Origin of the sequence: Microbacterium testaceum (genome assembly GCF_006539145.1) — a bacterium.
Taxonomy (GTDB): domain Bacteria; phylum Actinomycetota; class Actinomycetes; order Actinomycetales; family Microbacteriaceae; genus Microbacterium; species Microbacterium testaceum.
In genome coordinates, this window is the sequence record NZ_BJML01000009.1 from 171,116 (window position 1) to 188,427 (window position 17,312).

A 17,312-nucleotide genomic window follows, 5' to 3' on the forward strand; every position below is an offset into this window, starting at 1 on the left:
CGCGTCGATCTCCTCGGAGGGCTTCGTGCTCGGCAAACTCCTCGTCCGCTATCTTTCGCGCTATCGCTGGCTGCTCGTCGCGATCCTCGTCTTCCAGGCCGCGTCCGCGATCGCGACGCTCTACCTCCCGCGCCTGAACGCCGACATCATCAACCTCGGCGTCGCCCGCGGTGACACCGGCTTCATCTGGACGCAGGGCGGGCTCATGCTCGTGATCTCGCTGGGCCAGATCGTGGCGTCCGTCATCGCGACGTACTTCGCCGCACGGGCGGCGATGGCCGCGGGCCGCGACATCCGCCTCGACGTGTTCGAACGCGTGAGCGGGTTCTCCGAGCGCGAGCTGTCGCACTTCGGCGCGGGCTCCCTCATCACCCGCAACACCAACGACGTCCAGCAGGTGCAGATGCTCGCGATGATGGGCGCGACCATGCTGGTCAGCGCCCCGTTGCTCGCGATCGGCGGCATCGTCATGGCCCTGCAGCAAGACGTCGGCCTCAGCTGGCTGATCGCCGTCGCGGTGCCCACGCTGCTCGTGGCGGCCGGGCTGATCATCGCGCGCATGGTGCCGCTGTTCCGCAGCTATCAGACCAAGCTCGACGGCGTGAACCGCGTCATGCGCGAGCAGCTCACCGGCGTGCGCGTCGTGCGGGCGTTCGTCCGCGAGCGCATCGAAGAAGAGCGCTTCCGCGAGGCCAACACCGACATCCTGGTCGTCGGCCGCAAGGTCGGCTCCCTCTTCGTGCTGCTTTTTCCCCTGGCGATGCTGGTCCTCAACGTCACGGTGGTCGGCGTCATCTGGTTCGGCGGTATCCAGGTCGACGCCGGTGGGGTCGAGATCGGAACGCTGTTCGCCTTCATCCAATACGTGGCGCAGATCCTGGGCGGCGTGCTCATGGCGAGCTTCATGACCGTGATGATCCCGCGCGCCGCCGTCTCGGCCGAGCGCATCGGCGAAGTGCTCGACAGCCGGTCGACGCTCGAGCGTCCGGCCGACCCGGTCGAGCGCCTGCCCGAACCGGGCGCGATCGTGTTCGACGACGTCGCGTTCGCCTATCCGGGCGCCGAGTCACCGGTGGTCTCGGGGATCAGCTTCGCGGCTCGACCCGGTGAGACCGTCGCCATCGTCGGCTCCACCGGCGCGGGAAAGACGACGCTCGTCTCGCTCATCCCCCGTCTGTTCGACGTCACGTCGGGTGCCGTGCGCGTCGGCGGCGTGGATGTCCGCGAGGCCGACCTCGATGTGCTGTGGAAGAGCATCGGGCTCGTCCCGCAACGGCCGTTCCTCTTCAGCGGCACGGTCGCATCGAACCTGCGGTTCGGGCGTGAGGACGCCACCGACGACGAGCTCTGGCACGCCCTCGAGATCGCTCAGGGGCGGGACTTCGTCGAGGCGATGGAGGGCCGGCTCGAGGGGCGCATCGCACAGGGCGGCACGAACGTGTCGGGCGGTCAGCGCCAGCGCCTGGCGATCGCGCGGGCCATCGTGCACCGCCCCGCGGTGCTGGTCTTCGACGACTCGTTCTCGGCGCTCGACCTCAGCACCGACGCGCGATTGCGACAAGCGCTCTGGAAAGAGCTGCCGGAGGTGACCAAGATCGTCGTCGCGCAGCGCGTGTCGACCATCACGGGCGCCGACCGCATCGTCGTGCTCGAAGACGGTCGCATGGCCGGCCTCGGCACACACGACGAGCTGCTGGCCACGAGCGCCACCTACCGCGAGATCGTCGAGTCGCAGCTGGGGGTCGAGGCATGAGCACTCCCGACACCCTCACCGAAGAAGAGCGCGCCGAGGCCGAGCTCGCCGAGCAGGCGCGGCTGAACTCCGGCAGCTGGGACAGCGTCGCACCCGGCAAGGCGTCGGACTTCGGCCCCAGCTTCCGTCGCCTCATCGGGCTCCTGCGGCCGTATGCCGCGGCCTTCGTCTTCGTCTCGATCCTCGGTGCTCTCGGCGTCGTGCTGGCCGTCTTGGCCCCGCGCGTCCTGGGCGATGCGACGAACATCATCTTCGAGGGGGTCGTCTCGAAGGGTCTCGCTCAGCAGTTCCCCGCCGGAACCTCGCAGGCCGAGGTCGTCGCGGCATTGCGGTCGGCCGGTCAGAACGACATCGCCAACATCGTCGGTGCGATGAGCAACTTCTCGGTGGGCGCCGGGGTCGACTTCGACGCGCTCCGCCTCGTGATCGTGACGGTGCTCGCGATCTACGTCGGCTCGTCGCTGCTGTCGTGGATCCAGGGCTACGTGATCAACGTCATCATGGTGCGCACGATGTGGCGTCTGCGCGAAGACGTCGAGGCGAAGATCAACCGCCTGCCGCTGTCGTACTTCGACAAGGTCCAGCGCGGCGAACTCATCTCCCGCGTCACCAACGACATCGACAACATCACCCAGACGATGCAGCAGTCGCTCTCGAGCGCCCTGACCTCGGTGCTGACCGTGGTGGGCGTGCTCATCATGATGTTCACGATCTCGTGGCAGCTCGCGCTCGTCGCTCTTGTGTCGCTCCCCCTCATGGCGGTCATCTTCGGCGTCATCGGACCGAAGTCGCAGAAGGCGTTCGGCGAGCAGTGGAAGAAGGTCGGTCGCCTCAACGCCCGCGTCGAGGAATCGTTCTCGGGTCACGCCCTCGTCAAGGTCTACGGGCGAGAGAAGGACGCCCGCGAGAAGTTCGAGGCCGAGAACGAGGAACTGTTCCAGGCGAGCTTCAAGGCCCAGTTCCTCTCGGGCATGATCATGCCCGGCATGATGTTCGTCGGAAACCTCACCTACGTCTGCATCGCCGTGCTCGGTGGACTCATGGTGGCCGGTGGGCAGATCCGCCTCGGCGACGTGCAGGCCTTCATCCAGTACTCGCAGCAGTTCACGCAGCCGCTGTCGCAGTTGGGCGGCATGGCCGCGGTCGTGCAGTCGGGCACCGCCTCGGCCGAGCGGGTCTTCGCGCTGCTCGACGCGGAGGAGCAAGACCCGGATGCCGCAGACGCCCCGGCCCAGGTCGATGGGCGCGGAGTCATCGAGTTCCAGAACGTCCGGTTCTCGTACACGCCCGAGCAGCCGCTGATCACCGACCTGTCGTTCCGCGTCGAGCCCGGACAGACCGTGGCGATCGTCGGCCCGACCGGTGCCGGCAAGACCACCCTCGTGAACCTCATCATGCGGTTCTACGAGCTCGACGGCGGGCGCATCCTCCTCGATGGACAGGACATCGCCGAGCTCCGGCGAGACGACGTCCGCTCGCGCACGGGCATGGTGCTGCAGGATCCGTGGCTGTTCGCCGGCTCGATCCGCGACAACATCCGTTACGGCCGCGAGAGCGCGACCGACGACGAGATCGTCGAAGCCGCCGTGGCGACCCGCGTCGACCAATTCGTGCACTCTCTTCCCGAGGGGTACGACACCGTGCTCGACGAGGATGCCGCCAACGTCTCGGCGGGCGAGAAGCAGCTCATCACCATCGCGCGCGCCTTCGTGGCCCGCCCGTCGGTGCTGATCCTCGACGAAGCGACCTCGTCGGTCGACACGCGCACCGAGCTGTTGCTGCAGCAGGCGATGGCCGCTCTCCGCGAGGGCCGGACGTCGTTCGTCATCGCGCACCGCCTGTCGACCATCCGCGATGCGGACCTCATCCTGGTGATGGAGCACGGCGACATCGTCGAGAAGGGCACGCACGACGAACTCATCACGGTCGAGGGCGCGTACTACCGCCTGTACCGCTCGCAGTTCGAGCAGGCTTCGACCGACCTCGACCCGGCCTCGGTCGAGGCGCAGCGCGAGGGCGACCCGCGGCACGCTCCTGCTACGGACGACGCCGTGGTCGTGTCGGCGATGGCGGCCGCGGCATCCGAGGTTCCCGCCGCCGCGGGCACCGACGGTCCGCCGCGTCCGGCACAGGGCGTCCCTGCGCCCGGTTCGCGACCCGGCGAGTAACGCCGCCTCGCGTCACCCGCGAAGCCCGCTCGGTCCCGCACCGCGCGGGCTTCGTCGCGCGGGGCTTCCGCTCGGGTGGGGGCGGATTCGGCGCATCGCGGCGAACCGTGCTCGGCCCGAACCCTCGGTTGCGCCCCGAGCCGTCGCCGGGCCGCCGCACCCGCCCGTGCGGGTAGGTGCCCGGGGAGCCTCGGCGACACCTGTGCGGCGCCCCAGGGCCGCAAAACCCGCTCGGGTACAGTGGACGGGCGCTTGCACCTTGCCCTCGCTACGACCGCCGCATAGATAGGCCTCACCCCTCGTGACCACTCCTGCGACGCCCGCCGATCCTTCCGTGCCCGACGCCACGACCGAATCCCCGGCCGCGCCCGATGTGCCGTCGACCCCCGACCGACCGCTGCGGATCCTCATCGGCGCCGACACGTTCCTCCCGCACGTCAACGGCGCCGCGCGCTTCGCCGAACGTCTTGCGGCGGGTCTCGTCGCCCGCGCACACGAGGTGCACGTCGCGGCCCCCAGCGCGCAACACGGCACCGTCGGCACCGGCACCGAGGTCATCGAAGACCAGCCGATGACGGTGCACCGGCTGCCTTCCCACCGTTTCCTGCCGCACGACTGGCTCACCTTCGTGTTCCCGTGGCGCGCGAAGCACTACGCCCGCATCCTGCTCGACGAGATCAAGCCCGATGTCGTGCACATCCAGTCGCACATCATCATCGGTCGCGGTCTCGCTCGCGAGGCGCGCAAGCGCGGCATCCCGGTGATCGCGACGAACCACGTGATGGCCGAGAACATCCTCGATTTCACGACCCTGCCCGACGCGCTCGACCGCCTCTTCGTGAAGCTGGCGTGGGCCGATGCCGAGCGCACGTTCAAGATGACGCGCGCCGTCACGACCCCCACCCGCAAGGCGGCCGACTTCCTCGAGTCGACGATCGACATCTCGGGCGTCATCCCCATCTCGTGCGGCATCGACCGCTCCAACTACCGGCCCGACCTCACGCCGCGCGACGCGAATCGCCTCCTGTTCGTGGGGCGTCTCACGACCGAGAAGCACATCGACGTCGTGCTCACGGCGCTGTCGCAGCTCGACCCCGCCCTCGATGTCACCTTCGACATCGTCGGCGGAGGCGACCAGCGAGCGAAGCTCGAAACCCTCGCGCAGCAGCTCGGGGTCTCCTCACGCGTCACGTTCCACGGACACGCCTCCGAAGAAGACCTCCGCACGCTGTACTCGCGCGCCAGCGTCTTCGCCATCGCTTCGATCGCGGAGCTGCAGTCGATCGCCACGATGGAGGCCATGGCATCCGGTCTGCCGATCGTCGCCGCGAACGCGGTGGCGCTTCCCCATCTCGTGCACGACGGCGAGAACGGCTACCTCTTCGAGCCGGGAAACGCCGACGAGCTCGCCGCACGCCTGACCGATGTGCTCACCGCCTCTCCCGAGGAGCGCACGCGCATGCAGCAGGCCTCCCTCGACGCGGTCGCCGTGCACGACATCAATCGCACGCTCGACACCTTCGAGGCGCTCTACCGCGGTCGCCCCCTGCCGGAGTAGCCCCGTGCACGTCGTGATGTTCGCCGACCAGCACCTCGAGTCGCTCGGCGGCGCGCAGGTGTCGATGCGTCTGCAGAAACGTTTCCTCGAGCGCGCGGGCCATGTCGTCACGGTGGTGGCGCCGCGCCTGCACCGGCCGGCACGCGACGATGCGGCGTACCTCGACCTCCCGTCGATCCCGATCACCCCCGACCGCGAGTACGCGCTGAGCTGGCCGGGTGTTCGGACGGACAGATTCCTGGATGCCGAGATGGGCGCGCGACTCCCGGTCGACGTCGTACACGTGCAGGCCGACTTCTGGGGTGCGTTCATCGGCCACCGCTACGCCGCGCGCCACGGCCTGCCCGTGGTTCACACCATGCACAACCGCGTCGACGTGGGGATCGAGGCGACGGCGCCGTTCCCCGGGCTCGTGCTGCGCGCGCTGAACGCCTGGGCGAGGAAGGTGCTGCCGAGCGGTGCCCCCCTCCACGGCAGTGCACCGAACGCGGAGCGTTCGGGGGCGTCGCCCCGAGATCGGCGCGCGATCGCGAGGTCTGCGGCCGCCGGTCCTGCCGACGGCTGGGCGTTCCTGCGCCAGCTGGCCCGTCTCTCTCGAGCGGTCACGGCACCCTCGAGCCACTTCGCCGGCCGCCTCGAGAACCACGGCGTCGCCGATGCGGTCGACGTGATCTGGAACGGTATCGACGACGACGTACTCGACGCCGCGCTCGGCGCTGAGGCCTCGGAGCGTCGACCCGGCCGCCCGCGGTTCATCTGGCTCGGGCGCATGAGCCCCGAGAAGCGCCTGTTGCCGTTCCTCGAGGCGGTCGTGGCCTCGGGCATCGATGCCGAGGTCGAGATCGTCGGCGGCGGGGCCCAGCTTCGCGCCGCGCGACGTCTGATCGAGCGGTCGTCGCCGACGGCGTCGGTGATCTTCGCGGGGCGCCTGCCCTATGCCGAGACGCTGCGTCGCCTCGCCGACGCGGATGCCGTCGTGCAGACCTCGATCGGATTCGAGACGCAGGGCATGACGGTGTTCGAAGCGGCCTCGCTCGGAACCCCCGCCGTGGTGAGCGACCCGGACATCGCGGCCGAGCTGGGGTCGGGGATCTGGGCCGTCGCGGATGCCACGGTCCCGGCGCTCGCGCAGGCTCTCCGCCATGCCGCAACCGACATCGCCGCGGGCACTCCGGTCGCGCCGGATCCCTCGGTCGCCGAGCGGTTCCGCCAGTCCTCCCGCACGGCCGCGATGGTCGACGTGTACGCCCGCGCGGTCGCCGCAGGGCGATGACCCGGCTCCCGGTTCCACGGAAGCCGGGGTGCGACGGCCGAGGGTTCGTGCCGCGTCGGGATGCCGGCATCCGGGGGTGAGGCCTCTTGCCGCGCCCGCCGTCGCGCACGCGGCAGGGCCGTCACGGCGTCTGCACGACGATGGGGCTGGTGACGGTGCGAGGGACATCGGGACTCGCCGCTCGCCGCGTCTCGCGCGGAGCCTCCGTCTGTTTCTCGCGGGGCTCCCGCGGTGCCGCGCGTCGAGGGTCGGTGGGGATGCGTCCGTATCCGTCGGTGCGGATGAGCCACACGGTTCCGACGATGCCGGCGAGGGACAGGATGCCGAGAGCGATGAAGTAAGCCATGGCAGAAAAGCTACGGGTAGAGGAATGGTGCCCACGAGTGGCATGATGGACGCCTGCCAAAAGATTTCTGCCACACCGGAGGTTCGCATGCGCTCGGTCGCCGTCGTCATCCAGCCCGGGTTCGCCCCCTTCGAATTCGGTCTCGCCTGCGAGGCGTTCGGGTTGGACCGTAGCGACGACGGCATCCCGAACTTCGACTTCCGGATCGTCGCGCCCGACCCGGGCGTCGTGCCGTCGAACATCGGGTTCTCGATCAACGTCGAACGTGGTCTGGAGGCCGCCGCCGACGTCGACATCCTCGTGCTCGCGCCGATCCCGCGCGAGCAATGGGGAGCCGTCGACCCGCGTGTGCTCGACGTCGTGCGCGCGGCGCACGCCCGGGGTGCCTGGCTGCTGAGCGTGTGCAGCGGGTCGTTCGTGATCGCGGCCTCCGGAGTCCTCAACGGCAAGCGCGGAACGACGCACTGGCGCTACGCCGACGTCATGGCGCGGATGTACCCCGAGATCGAGGTGGACCCCGACGTGCTCTACGTGCAGTCCGGGAACATCATCACCAGCGCCGGCACCGCGGCCGGGCTGGACGCCAGCCTTCACCTGTTGCGTCAGGAGCTGGGTTCCGAACTCGCCAACCGCATCGCTCGCCGCATGGTCGTCGCCCCCCAGCGCGACGGCGGTCAGGCGCAGTTCATCGCCTCGCCGATCCCGATCGATTCCTCGCTCTCGCTCGCCCCGGTGACCGAGTGGATGCTGCAGAACCTGGATGCCGAGCTCTCGGTCGAACGACTCGCGGCGCGCGCCCACATGTCGCCGCGCACCTTCGCCCGCCGTTTCAAAGCGGACCTCGGCGCGACCCCTGCCGCGTGGCTCGCGCGGCAGCGCCTGCTCCACGCCCAGCGGCTGCTCGAGGAGACCGACCTCGGCCTCGACCGGATCGCCGCGGAGTGCGGCTTCGGATCCGCGGCCGTGCTTCGGCAGAACTTCGCCCGCACGATGGGGCTGACCCCCACGGCGTACCGTGCGCGCTTCTCGTGCAGTGAGCCCGCGGCGTCCGGGGCCGATCTTGCCGCGCGAGACGCGGAGCCGATCCCGGCCTGACCCCGCCGTTCGGGGTTCCGGCCACCACGGGTTCCGTCCCGGTGGTCCGGCACCCGGCGCCCCGGCCCGGCGCCACGGCCGGGCACCCCGGCCCGGCCCCCCAACCCTATGGCCCGGCCCCGCGGCCCCACGGCCGGGCACCACGGCCCGGCACCACGGCCGGGCACCCCGGCCCGGCACCTCGGTCCTATGGCCCGGCACCTCGGCCCTATGGCCCTGCACCCCGGCCCCACGGCCCGGCATCCCCTGCCGTCGTGCGGAGTTCCCGGCCGATGCGCTGCTCAGGCGGTCGTGGTCACGGCGTGTCGGGCCGGAGCTCCGCGTGACGGTCCGAACTGCCGTGCGCGGCGGGATGCGGGTCGCGCCCGACGCCGAGCCGCGGAGCGCGACCGTCGTACGGACAACGACGCCGACGCGCCGCGTCGACGCCGCACCCACCGGCGCGTCGCGGCACTGCTCCGCATGGCGGCCCGCCTCGACGTCGACCGGGTCGCCCCCCGTGCCGCGGCCCCTGATCGGGGCGACTCGACCCCCATTGTCCCGCGCACTCCTCGCTGCTAAACTTGAGCCAATTCCGCTCAACTTTTTGCAGCGGCGAACAGACTTCCGGGAGAACACATGAACGCCACACAACAGCCGGGGCAGGAGGACGCGCGTAGCGCCCTCGAGCAGTTCGGCATCAACCTCACCGACCGGGCCCGCCAGGGCAAGCTCGACCCCGTGATCGGGCGCGACGGCGAGATCCGCCGCGTCAGCCAGGTGCTCACTCGGCGCACCAAGAACAACCCCGTGCTCATCGGCGAACCCGGTGTCGGCAAGACCGCCGTCGTCGAGGGCCTCGCTCAGCGCATCGTCGCGGGCGACGTCGCCGAGAGCCTCAAGAACAAAGAGCTGGTCTCGCTCGACATCTCGGCGCTCGTCGCCGGTGCGATGTACCGCGGCCAGTTCGAGGAGCGCCTCAAGAGCGTCCTCAAAGAGATCACCGAGTCCGACGGGCGCATCATCACGTTCATCGACGAACTGCACGTGCTCATGGGCGCGGGTGGCGGTGAGGGCTCGGTGGCGGCGAGCAACATGCTCAAGCCCATGCTCGCGCGCGGAGAACTGCGCCTGATCGGAGCGACCACGCTCGACGAGTACCGCGAGTTCATCGAGAAGGACGCCGCCCTCGAACGGCGCTTCCAGCAGGTCTACGTCGGTGAGCCCACGGTCGAAGACACCGTGGCGATCCTGCGCGGTCTCAAGGAGCGATACGAAGCCCACCACAAGGTCGCGATCGCCGATACGGCGCTGGTGGCCGCGGCATCCCTCTCCAACCGCTACATCCCCGCGCGTCAGCTCCCCGACAAGGCGATCGACCTCATCGACGAAGCCGCATCGCGCCTGCGAATGGAGATCGACTCCGCACCGCTCGAGATCGACGAACTGCGACGACACGTCGACCGCCTCAAGCTCGAGGAACTCGCTCTGAAGAAGGAGAAGGACGACGCCTCGAAGGAGCGCCTCGCCACCCTTCGCGAGACCCTCGCGGCCGAGCAGGCCAAGCTCGACGACCTGCAGGCTCGCTGGGAGCGGGAGCGGGCCTCGCTCAACCGCGTCGGCGATCTGAAGACCCGACTGGATGCCGCTCGCGTCGACGCCGAGCGCGCTCAGCGCGAGGGCAACCTCGAGCGGGCGTCGCGTCTGCTGTACGCCGAGATCCCCGCTCTCGAGCGCGAGCTCATGGTCGCCGAGCGCGAAGAACCGGCGGGCGACCGCATGGTCAACGACCAGGTCACCGATGAGGACATCGCGTCCGTGATCGCGGCGTGGACGGGTATTCCGGTGGGTCGCCTCCTGCAGGGCGAGACCGAGAAGCTTCTGCACCTCGAGCGCGAGCTCGGTCGGCGCCTGATCGGACAGCGGGATGCCGTGAAAGCGGTGTCCGACGCCGTCCGTCGCTCGCGCGCGGGCATCAGCGACCCGCACCGGCCGGTCGGTTCGTTCCTGTTCCTCGGTCCGACCGGTGTCGGCAAGACCGAGCTGGCGAAGTCGCTCGCCGACTTCCTCTTCGACGACGAGCACGCCATGGTGCGCATCGACATGTCGGAGTACGGCGAGAAGCACTCCGTCTCGCGGCTGGTCGGTGCCCCTCCGGGGTACATCGGGTACGAGCAGGGCGGCCAGCTGACCGAGGCCGTGCGCCGGCGCCCCTACAGTGTCGTGTTGCTCGACGAGGTCGAGAAGGCGCACCCCGAGGTGTTCGACGTGCTGCTGCAGGTCATGGACGACGGCCGCCTGACCGACGGCCAGGGCCGTACGGTCGACTTCACGAACGTCATCCTGGTGCTGACGTCGAACCTGGGGTCGCCGATCCTCATCGACCCGACCCTGTCGATGGAGACCAAGCGCGAGCAGGTGCAGGCACTCGTGCGCCAGGCCTTCAAGCCGGAGTTCGTGAACCGCCTCGACGACATCGTGATCTTCCAGGCTCTCAGCCAGGACGACCTCGCGCAGATCGTCGAACTCTCGGTCGACGCGCTCCACCAGCGCCTGCGCGAGCGCCGGCTGAGCCTCGCGGTCACTCCCGACGCCCGATCGTGGCTCGCCGAGCGCGGGTACGACCCGGTGTATGGAGCGCGGCCGCTGCGTCGCCTCATCCAGACCGAGATCCAGAACCGCCTCGCGATGGCCATCCTGGCCGGAACGGTGCGCGACGGCGACGTCGTGCGGGTCGATGTGGCGAGCGACGGCGATTCGCTCGCGCTCGTCAGCACCGGCCCCGCGCAACCGGAGGCGGGCGACGACGACGTGATCGAGGCCGAGATCGTCGAGTAGTTCGGCGGACGAGGGTGCCACGTCGGGTGCGTGGCATCCCTCCTCCGCGTTCGGCCCGCCGTTTCGTGGGCCCCGGCCGGCTCCGGTCACGCATAAACGCTCTTTCCGCGCATAAACGCGAGGAGAGAGCGTTTATACGCGCGGATCGCGTTTATGCGTGGTCAAGACACGAGGAACGCCGCCCGTCCCGCGGCTGTTGCGCAGCGTGGTGCGGGCGGACGGCGTGGGCGCGGCAGACGGGGCCGGATGCCGTGACTCAGTCGTCGACGAGCAGCGACTCCTCGACCGAACGGCGCTCGCGCGGGGCGAGCTCGCGCTGACGCAGGCCCTCTTCGGCCGCGTCGACATCGCCCAGGGTGCCGACCGCGATGACGGTGACGGGGGTGAAGCGGGGGTCGATGTCGAACGCCGCGCGAAGGTCGTCGGCGACGAATCCGCCCATCTGGTGGGTCGCGAGGCCCCCGGCGTGGGCCTGGACCGTGAAGTGGGCGGCGGCCTGACCGCTGTCGTACATCGCCCAGGCGCGCGCTTCGCCGTCTTCGGTCTCGGTCTCGGCGAGAACGACGAGCAGAGCGCCGGCCGCGGGGGCCCAGGCCTGGTTGAAGCCCATCAGCGAGGCGACGACACGCTCGTGCGCGGCCGTACCCCGGCGCGCGACGATGAAGCGCCACGGCTGGAAGTTCATGCCCGAGGGAGCCCAACGGGCGGCCTCGAGAGCGGAGCGGAGGGCCGACTCGTCGATCGGCGTCTCGGGGTCGAAGACGCGGGTGCTCCATCGCTCGGCGAGCACGTCGAGGATGGGGGCGTCGGTGGGGGCGGTGCGGTCGAGCGCGAGAGACATGGGTACTCCTGAGAACGGGGACTGATGCGGGACGCCGTTGACCCGCACCACTCAACGCCATCGATGGGCCGAGTGTTCCCGTATGAACTTATGCGTCTGTGATGAGACGCCGTCCCGCGTCACGCCGGGCCGCAGAACCGCCCCTTGTCGCAGCGTCGATCACGCCTTCCACGACGCGGGGCCCGCGGTACCCGCCGGATACTCGTCGAGCGGCACCTCGTTCTTGCGCCACGCGTCGATGACCGGCTGCACGATGCGCCAGCACTGCTCGGCGGCATCACCGCGGACGGCGAGCATGGCGTCCCCATCGAGGATGCCGGAGAGCACCTCGCCGTAGGCCTTGAGCGCGCCTTCGCCGAGATGGGCGGAGAGGTTGACCCGCTCGAGATCGAGCGGGTCGTCGGCGCCGTTGATGTTCAGGCCCAGGCTGATCGTGTCGGGCCCGAGCGAGAACACCATCTCGGACGGCTCGTTCTCGCCGATGAACCCGTCGGGAAGGTGGCGCACGGGCTTGAAGGTCACGGTGACGGCCGGGTCTCCGACGCCGAGCGCCTTGCCCGAGCGCAGCAGGATCGGAACCCCCTGCCAACGGGCGGTGCGCACCTCGACGGTCATCTCGGCGAGCGTCTCGGTGCCGCGCGAGGCGTCGACGCCCGGCTCGTCGACGTACGACGAGAAGTGGCGATCGCCCACGTCGCCGGCGGTGTAGCGCGCGCGGCGCGAGTTCGCGACCGGGTCGTCGTCTTTCACGTGCGTTGCGCGGAGTACCGCTGAGGTCGCGTCGCGCAGATCGAGTTGATCGAGGGATGCCGGGGGCTCCATCGTGACGAAGGCCATGACCTGCAGCAGGTGGCTCTGGATCATGTCGACCAGGGCGCCGGCGGCGTCGTAGTACCCGGCACGCCCCTCCAGGCCCAGGGCCTCGGGGAAGTCGATGCGAATCGAGGCGATGTCGTCGGCCGACCAGACGCTCTCGACGATGCGATTCGCGAAACGCGTGCCGAGCAGGTTCAGCACCGTCGACCGGCCGAGGAAGTGGTCGATGCGGAAGACCTGGTCTTCGGGCACGAGGGTCGCCAGCTGCGTATTGAGCGTGTGGGCGCTCGCCTCGTCGGTGCCGAACGGCTTCTCGAGGGCGAGGATCGTGTGCTCGGGGATGGTCACGTCGCTGAGCGCGAGACACGCTTTCTCGGTGACCGCCGGAGGCACCGCGAAGTACAGGGCCGGACGGCCCTCGGCGTCGTCGAGCAGCTTCTGCAGATCGGCCGCCTTCGTGATGTCGGCCTGCGAGTACGTCGTCTCGGAGACGGAGGCGAAGGCGTCGTCGGCATCCATCGTGTGGAAGGCCTTTCGCACGACCTCGCGCCAATGCTCGTCGGTCCAATCCTCCATGCCCGCGCCGTGCAGGCGCACAGACCGGTTCGGCTCGCGCGAGAGCAACTGGCCGAGGGCCGGGAGGAGCAGTCGCGAGGTGAGGTCGCCCGAAGCGCCCAGGATGATCAGGGTGGTGTCCGCCGCCATGTGGCCACCGTAGCGCCCGCTTCCGACATCGCCGGGACGCTTGCAGCGGGCACGGGGGAGTCACTAGCGAGATCGATAGCCCCGATGTCGGCGGCACCTGCCACAATCCGAGGGTGACGACTCCGATCGAGGACTACGCGGTCCTCAGCAACTGCCGATCCGCCGCCCTCGTCTCCTCCGCGGGGAGCGTCGACTGGTTGTGCCTGCCGCGGTACGACAGCGGGTCGATGTTCGGCGCTCTGCTCGGCGACGAGTCGCACGGCGCGTGGTCGCTGCGCCCGGCCGACCCCGAGGCGCGCGCGATCCGGCGCTACGACGGAGACACCTTCGTGCTGGTCACGCGGTGGGAGACCTCGACCGGCATCGCCGACGTCTACGACGCCATGCCCGTCGACGAGGGCGTCGAGGCCCTCATCCGCCGTGTGGTCGGGGTCTCAGGCGCTGTCGATTTCGTCAGTGAGGTGCGTCTGCGGTTCGACTACGCCCGAGCGGTGCCATGGGTGCAGCAGATCGGTCATGGTGACGAGCACGTCATCCTCGCCGCGGCCGGCCCCGATGCCGTGACGATCCGCGGGCCGCGTCTCATCGCCGTCGACACCGCCCACCGTGCGCGGTGGACGACGCAAGCGGGCCGGAGCGTCGACTCGGTCCTGGCCTGGGGACCGTCCTGGCAGGACCCGCCGGCCGCGTTCGATGTCGAGGCGGCGCTCGAACGCACCCGCGAGTGGTGGGCCGCGTGGGCGGACCGCGTGCAGTCCGCGGGAACGCACGCGGCCCTCGTCACCCGCTCGCTCATGGTGCTGCGCGCTCTCACGCACTCCGAGACGGGCGGCATCGTCGCGGCGGCGACCACCTCGCTCCCCGAGGCCTTCGGCGGATCCCGCAACTGGGACTACCGCTACGTCTGGCTCCGCGACGCCGCGCTCACCCTCAGCGCCTACATCGACCACGGCTACCTCGACGCCGCGCACCGCTGGCGCGACTGGCTTCTGCGCGCGATCGCCGGCGACCCTGCCGACGTGCAGATCATGTACGGCATCGCGGGGGAGCGCGACCTCCCCGAACGCGAGATCCCCAGCCTCCCCGGCTACGGCGGCGCGGCGCCGGTGCGCATCGGCAACGGCGCGGTCGACCAGTACCAGGCCGATGTCATCGGCGAGGTGATGGTCGCTCTCGAAGCGGCGCGCACCGCGGGTGTCGAAGAGACGACCTTCTCGTGGTCGCTGCAGCGCGCACTCCTCGACCAGCTGGCGAGCGAGGTCGACCGCCCCGACCTCGGCATCTGGGAGATGCGCGGCGAACCCCACTTCTTCACGCACTCGCGAGCGATGGTGTGGGCGGCTTTCGATCGCGGGATCCGGGCCGTCGAAGAGGGCGGGCGCGACGGCGACGTCTCCACGTGGCGCGCCCTTCGTGATCGCGTTCGGGCCGACATCGACGCCCGCGGCGTGCACGCGGGCGGGTGGTTCACCCAGCATTTCGACACCGACGAGGTCGATGCGTCCCTTCTCGTCCTGCCGCAGGTCGGTTTCTGCGCCTACGACGACCCGCGCATGCTCGCCACCGTCGCCCGTATGGAAGAGACGCTCATGCCCGACGGGTGGCTGTTGCGCTACCGCACGACGGGCGTCGACGGCCTGACCGGAGACGAACATCCCTTCCTCGCGTGCTCGTTCTGGCTCGTGGGGCAGTACGCCCACAGCGGTCGTCGCGACGAGGCCGTCGCGCTCATGCAGCGTCTGACGGCCGTCGCCAACGACCTCGGTCTGCTGTCGGAGGAGTACGACCCCACCACCGGTCGTCAGGCGGGCAACACCCCGCAGGCGCTCTCGCACCTCGCCCTGGTCGGCGCGGCCGACGCGCTCGACGCCACGGCGTCCCCCGCAGAGTCCTGAGTCCGCCTCGACGCACCGACGCGGCCCTAGAGTCGACGCATGGACGACGACGTCGAGCTGCGCCGGCTGCGCGAACGCGTGTACGGGGCCGAGGGGGCGTCCGCGACGCCGGCGATGATCGAGCGTCTCGCCGAACTCGAGGACCAGGCCCGTCGCTCCGACCGTCCGATGCCCGTCCTCGCCGCACCAGCGCCGCCTCCCGCCGCCGTCGCCCCGGTCCCCACCGTCGGAGAGCAGCCCCCTCCCGAGACTCCCCGTCTCCCGGATGCCACCCGCCTCACGCCCCGGCGCGCGCTGCGTATCGTGGCGGCCGTCGTCGGCGCTCTGGCCCTGCTCGGCATCGGCATCGCGATCGGCGCGAGCACGGCGCCGACGATGGCCGCGACCCCCGATCCCGCGGCGGCGGCCTACCCCGAGCTCACGTTCCCGCAGACCGTCGAGGACGTCATCTCGGCCGAGATCCTGCGCGACAGCGGCATCGACGCGGCGAGCACGCGGTACATCGCGACGGTCAGCGACTTCCGCATCTACCTCGCCCAGCCCGACGACGGCGACGGACGCTGCATCGTGACGTTCACCTCCACCGACAACCGGCCCTGGTCGGCCGGCTGCGCGAGCGGAGCACAGGACGGGGCCGCGATCTTCGGCGTCGACGACACCCTCACCGTCGCGATCGGCGACCCGGATGATTCCGACGTCACCGGCATCCCGATCCGTCTGTCCCCGAGCGTCACCGCGTACGTGGCGCAGTAGCGGAGGCAAGCCGCCCCACCGACCTGCATCGTTCACAGGCCTCGACGGATGACGGATCGCTCAGCCCGTCGCGCGAAGGTCGGTTCCGGTGGCATCGAGGCGGAAGAACTGGTCGCGGTAGTCATCGCGCAGTCCGAACGACATCTCCGGCGCCTCGACGCTGCGGTTGAAGGTCGGGCTGTCCAGGTCGGTGTCGGTCGTGCGGCGGATGGACACCGTCGCCCCGTCTGCCGGTAGCCCGCTCTGGGCCGACGCCTTCTCGATGGCCGGCCAGATCCGCTCGAGCGCCACGTCTGACCACGAGAACTGCTCCTCCGCGACCTGGGGCTGGCCGCTGGCCGGGCCGTCGTGGCTGACGCGGCCCGCGCGATAGGTCCATTCGTCGGTCTCGATGGCCCCGACGCGGATCGGGGCGTTCACGATCACGGCATCCGGAATGACGGTGATCGATACCACCCGGTCGTGGCCGATCGCCTCCTCGAGCGACCTCTCGGCCGTGAGGAGCGCGTCGGGTCGGCGCATATCGACGCTCCACCGGCCCTCCGACCACGCGGCGAGGCTCAGGCCGGCCGCCTCTCGAAACGGCAGCACGACGGCGCCGGCCGCGAGGACCGCGACCAGAGCGAACACCAGCAGACGCAGGGGGCGTCCGCGGCGGCCGATGCCGATGAGGGGACCGCGGCGGCGCCCCTTGTCGACGCGTGTCCCCGGGGGGATCGGCCGCATCTCGACCTCGGAACGCGGGGGGACGACGAGGCTCTCGATCTCGGCGGGCGAGAGCTCCCCGTCGGCGAAGGCGACCTCGGGGCCGCCGTCGAGCAGGATGACGACATCGCGCTCGACGCCGGACTGGTACGCCGGCAGCTCGGTCAGCGGGACGATCTTGCGGACGGTGGTCGCCCACGCCTCTCCCGTGAGCGCCATCACCGTCACGTCGACGTCGCAGACCGGCTGCTCGTTGATGAACGTGCCGGTCTGTCTCACCGAGTCGATGCGCGCGCGCCCGAGACGGCGGGCGTCACGCGCCTCCTGCACAGCGGCGGGCGAGGGGATCGAGGCGGAGAGTCCGCTCGCCAATCGGGTGACGGTCACCGCGATGACGAACACCGTGATCGAGACACCGAAGATCGGCATCCCCGTGTCCGGGTTTCCGAGCAGGGTGACGAGCAGGCTGCCGATCACCACTCCGAAGGCGGCGGAGGCGAGAAGGCGAAGCACCCGAAAAGCCTAGACGCGTCTGGCGAAGGCGAAGAGAAGGGGCGGGTGGATGCCGGTGCCCCCGGCATCCACCC

12 protein-coding genes are annotated in these 17,312 nt (G+C 70.2%); 8 read left to right on the forward strand and 4 right to left on the reverse strand.

The window, feature by feature from the left end:
• Nucleotides 1-25: 25 nt before the first annotated feature.
• From MTE01_RS13695 to MTE01_RS13710, 4 genes are all read left to right on the forward strand, one after another.
• A complete protein-coding gene (locus tag MTE01_RS13695; protein ID WP_103208579.1) occupies nt 26-1,753 on the forward strand; it encodes an ABC transporter ATP-binding protein in 1,728 nt (575 codons plus the stop codon).
• Nucleotides 1,750-3,921 (forward strand): ABC transporter ATP-binding protein, encoded by a 2,172-nt coding sequence (locus MTE01_RS13700; RefSeq protein WP_246078313.1) that lies wholly within the window; start codon nt 1,750-1,752, stop codon nt 3,919-3,921. The genes MTE01_RS13695 and MTE01_RS13700 overlap by 4 nt, the downstream gene beginning before the upstream one ends.
• Before the next feature lie 301 nt (nt 3,922-4,222).
• Nucleotides 4,223-5,479 (forward strand): glycosyltransferase, encoded by a 1,257-nt coding sequence (locus MTE01_RS13705; protein ID WP_174799700.1) that lies wholly within the window; start codon nt 4,223-4,225, stop codon nt 5,477-5,479.
• A 4-nt stretch (nt 5,480-5,483) separates the two neighbouring features.
• Nucleotides 5,484-6,752 (forward strand): glycosyltransferase, encoded by a 1,269-nt coding sequence (locus MTE01_RS13710; protein ID WP_141378069.1) that lies wholly within the window; start codon nt 5,484-5,486, stop codon nt 6,750-6,752.
• Nucleotides 6,753-6,873: 121 nt separating this feature from the next.
• Here MTE01_RS13710 and MTE01_RS13715 read toward each other — a convergent pair whose 3' ends face one another.
• On the reverse strand, nt 6,874-7,098 hold the full coding sequence (locus tag MTE01_RS13715; protein WP_141378070.1) for a hypothetical protein: 225 nt from the start codon (nt 7,096-7,098) through the stop codon (nt 6,874-6,876).
• An 87-nt stretch (nt 7,099-7,185) separates the two neighbouring features.
• Here MTE01_RS13715 and MTE01_RS13720 point away from each other — a divergent pair, with 87 nt between their 5' ends.
• On the forward strand, nt 7,186-8,193 hold the full coding sequence (locus MTE01_RS13720; protein ID WP_141378071.1) for a GlxA family transcriptional regulator: 1,008 nt from the start codon (nt 7,186-7,188) through the stop codon (nt 8,191-8,193).
• A gap of 618 nt (nt 8,194-8,811) precedes the next feature.
• Nucleotides 8,812-11,010, forward strand: coding sequence for an ATP-dependent Clp protease ATP-binding subunit (locus MTE01_RS13725; RefSeq protein ID WP_103207952.1), 2,199 nt, complete (start codon nt 8,812-8,814; stop codon nt 11,008-11,010).
• 256 nt (nt 11,011-11,266) lie between these two features.
• Here MTE01_RS13725 and MTE01_RS13730 read toward each other — a convergent pair whose 3' ends face one another.
• Both MTE01_RS13730 and MTE01_RS13735 read right to left on the reverse strand, forming a co-directional pair.
• The gene (locus MTE01_RS13730; RefSeq protein WP_141378072.1) at nt 11,267-11,851 is read right to left on the reverse strand and encodes a nitroreductase family protein; all 585 of its coding nucleotides are present in this window, start codon (nt 11,849-11,851) and stop codon (nt 11,267-11,269) included.
• A gap of 159 nt (nt 11,852-12,010) precedes the next feature.
• Nucleotides 12,011-13,372, reverse strand: coding sequence for a glucose-6-phosphate dehydrogenase (locus MTE01_RS13735; protein WP_141378073.1), 1,362 nt, complete (start codon nt 13,370-13,372; stop codon nt 12,011-12,013).
• Between the two features lie 113 nt (nt 13,373-13,485).
• Between MTE01_RS13735 and MTE01_RS13740 the strand changes: the two genes are divergently transcribed.
• Both MTE01_RS13740 and MTE01_RS13745 read left to right on the forward strand, forming a co-directional pair.
• Nucleotides 13,486-15,267 carry a glycoside hydrolase family 15 protein gene (locus MTE01_RS13740; protein WP_116239517.1) on the forward strand — a complete coding sequence of 594 codons (1,782 nt, stop codon included), beginning with the start codon at nt 13,486-13,488 and terminating at the stop codon, nt 15,265-15,267.
• Between the two features lie 39 nt (nt 15,268-15,306).
• Nucleotides 15,307-16,020, forward strand: coding sequence for a hypothetical protein (locus tag MTE01_RS13745; protein WP_141378074.1), 714 nt, complete (start codon nt 15,307-15,309; stop codon nt 16,018-16,020).
• 60 nt (nt 16,021-16,080) lie between these two features.
• Here MTE01_RS13745 and MTE01_RS13750 read toward each other — a convergent pair whose 3' ends face one another.
• Nucleotides 16,081-17,238, reverse strand: a complete 1,158-nt coding sequence (locus MTE01_RS13750) for a hypothetical protein (protein ID WP_141378075.1) — start codon at nt 17,236-17,238, stop codon at nt 16,081-16,083.
• Between the last annotated feature and the right edge of the window lie 74 nt (nt 17,239-17,312).

What these genes read in the sequence shown, in the direction of transcription:
- MTE01_RS13745 (WP_141378074.1), top strand. Translation starts at nt 15,307, where the DNA reads ATGGACGACGACGTCGAGCTGCGCCGGCTGCGCGAACGCGTGTACGGG.
- MTE01_RS13720 (WP_141378071.1), top strand. Translation starts at nt 7,186, where the DNA reads ATGCGCTCGGTCGCCGTCGTCATCCAGCCCGGGTTCGCCCCCTTCGAA.
- MTE01_RS13725 (WP_103207952.1), top strand. Translation starts at nt 8,812, where the DNA reads ATGAACGCCACACAACAGCCGGGGCAGGAGGACGCGCGTAGCGCCCTC.
- MTE01_RS13730 (WP_141378072.1), bottom strand. Translation starts at nt 11,851, where the DNA reads ATGTCTCTCGCGCTCGACCGCACCGCCCCCACCGACGCCCCCATCCTC.
- MTE01_RS13700 (WP_246078313.1), top strand. Translation starts at nt 1,750, where the DNA reads ATGAGCACTCCCGACACCCTCACCGAAGAAGAGCGCGCCGAGGCCGAG.
- MTE01_RS13735 (WP_141378073.1), bottom strand. Translation starts at nt 13,372, where the DNA reads ATGGCGGCGGACACCACCCTGATCATCCTGGGCGCTTCGGGCGACCTC.
- MTE01_RS13715 (WP_141378070.1), bottom strand. Translation starts at nt 7,098, where the DNA reads ATGGCTTACTTCATCGCTCTCGGCATCCTGTCCCTCGCCGGCATCGTC.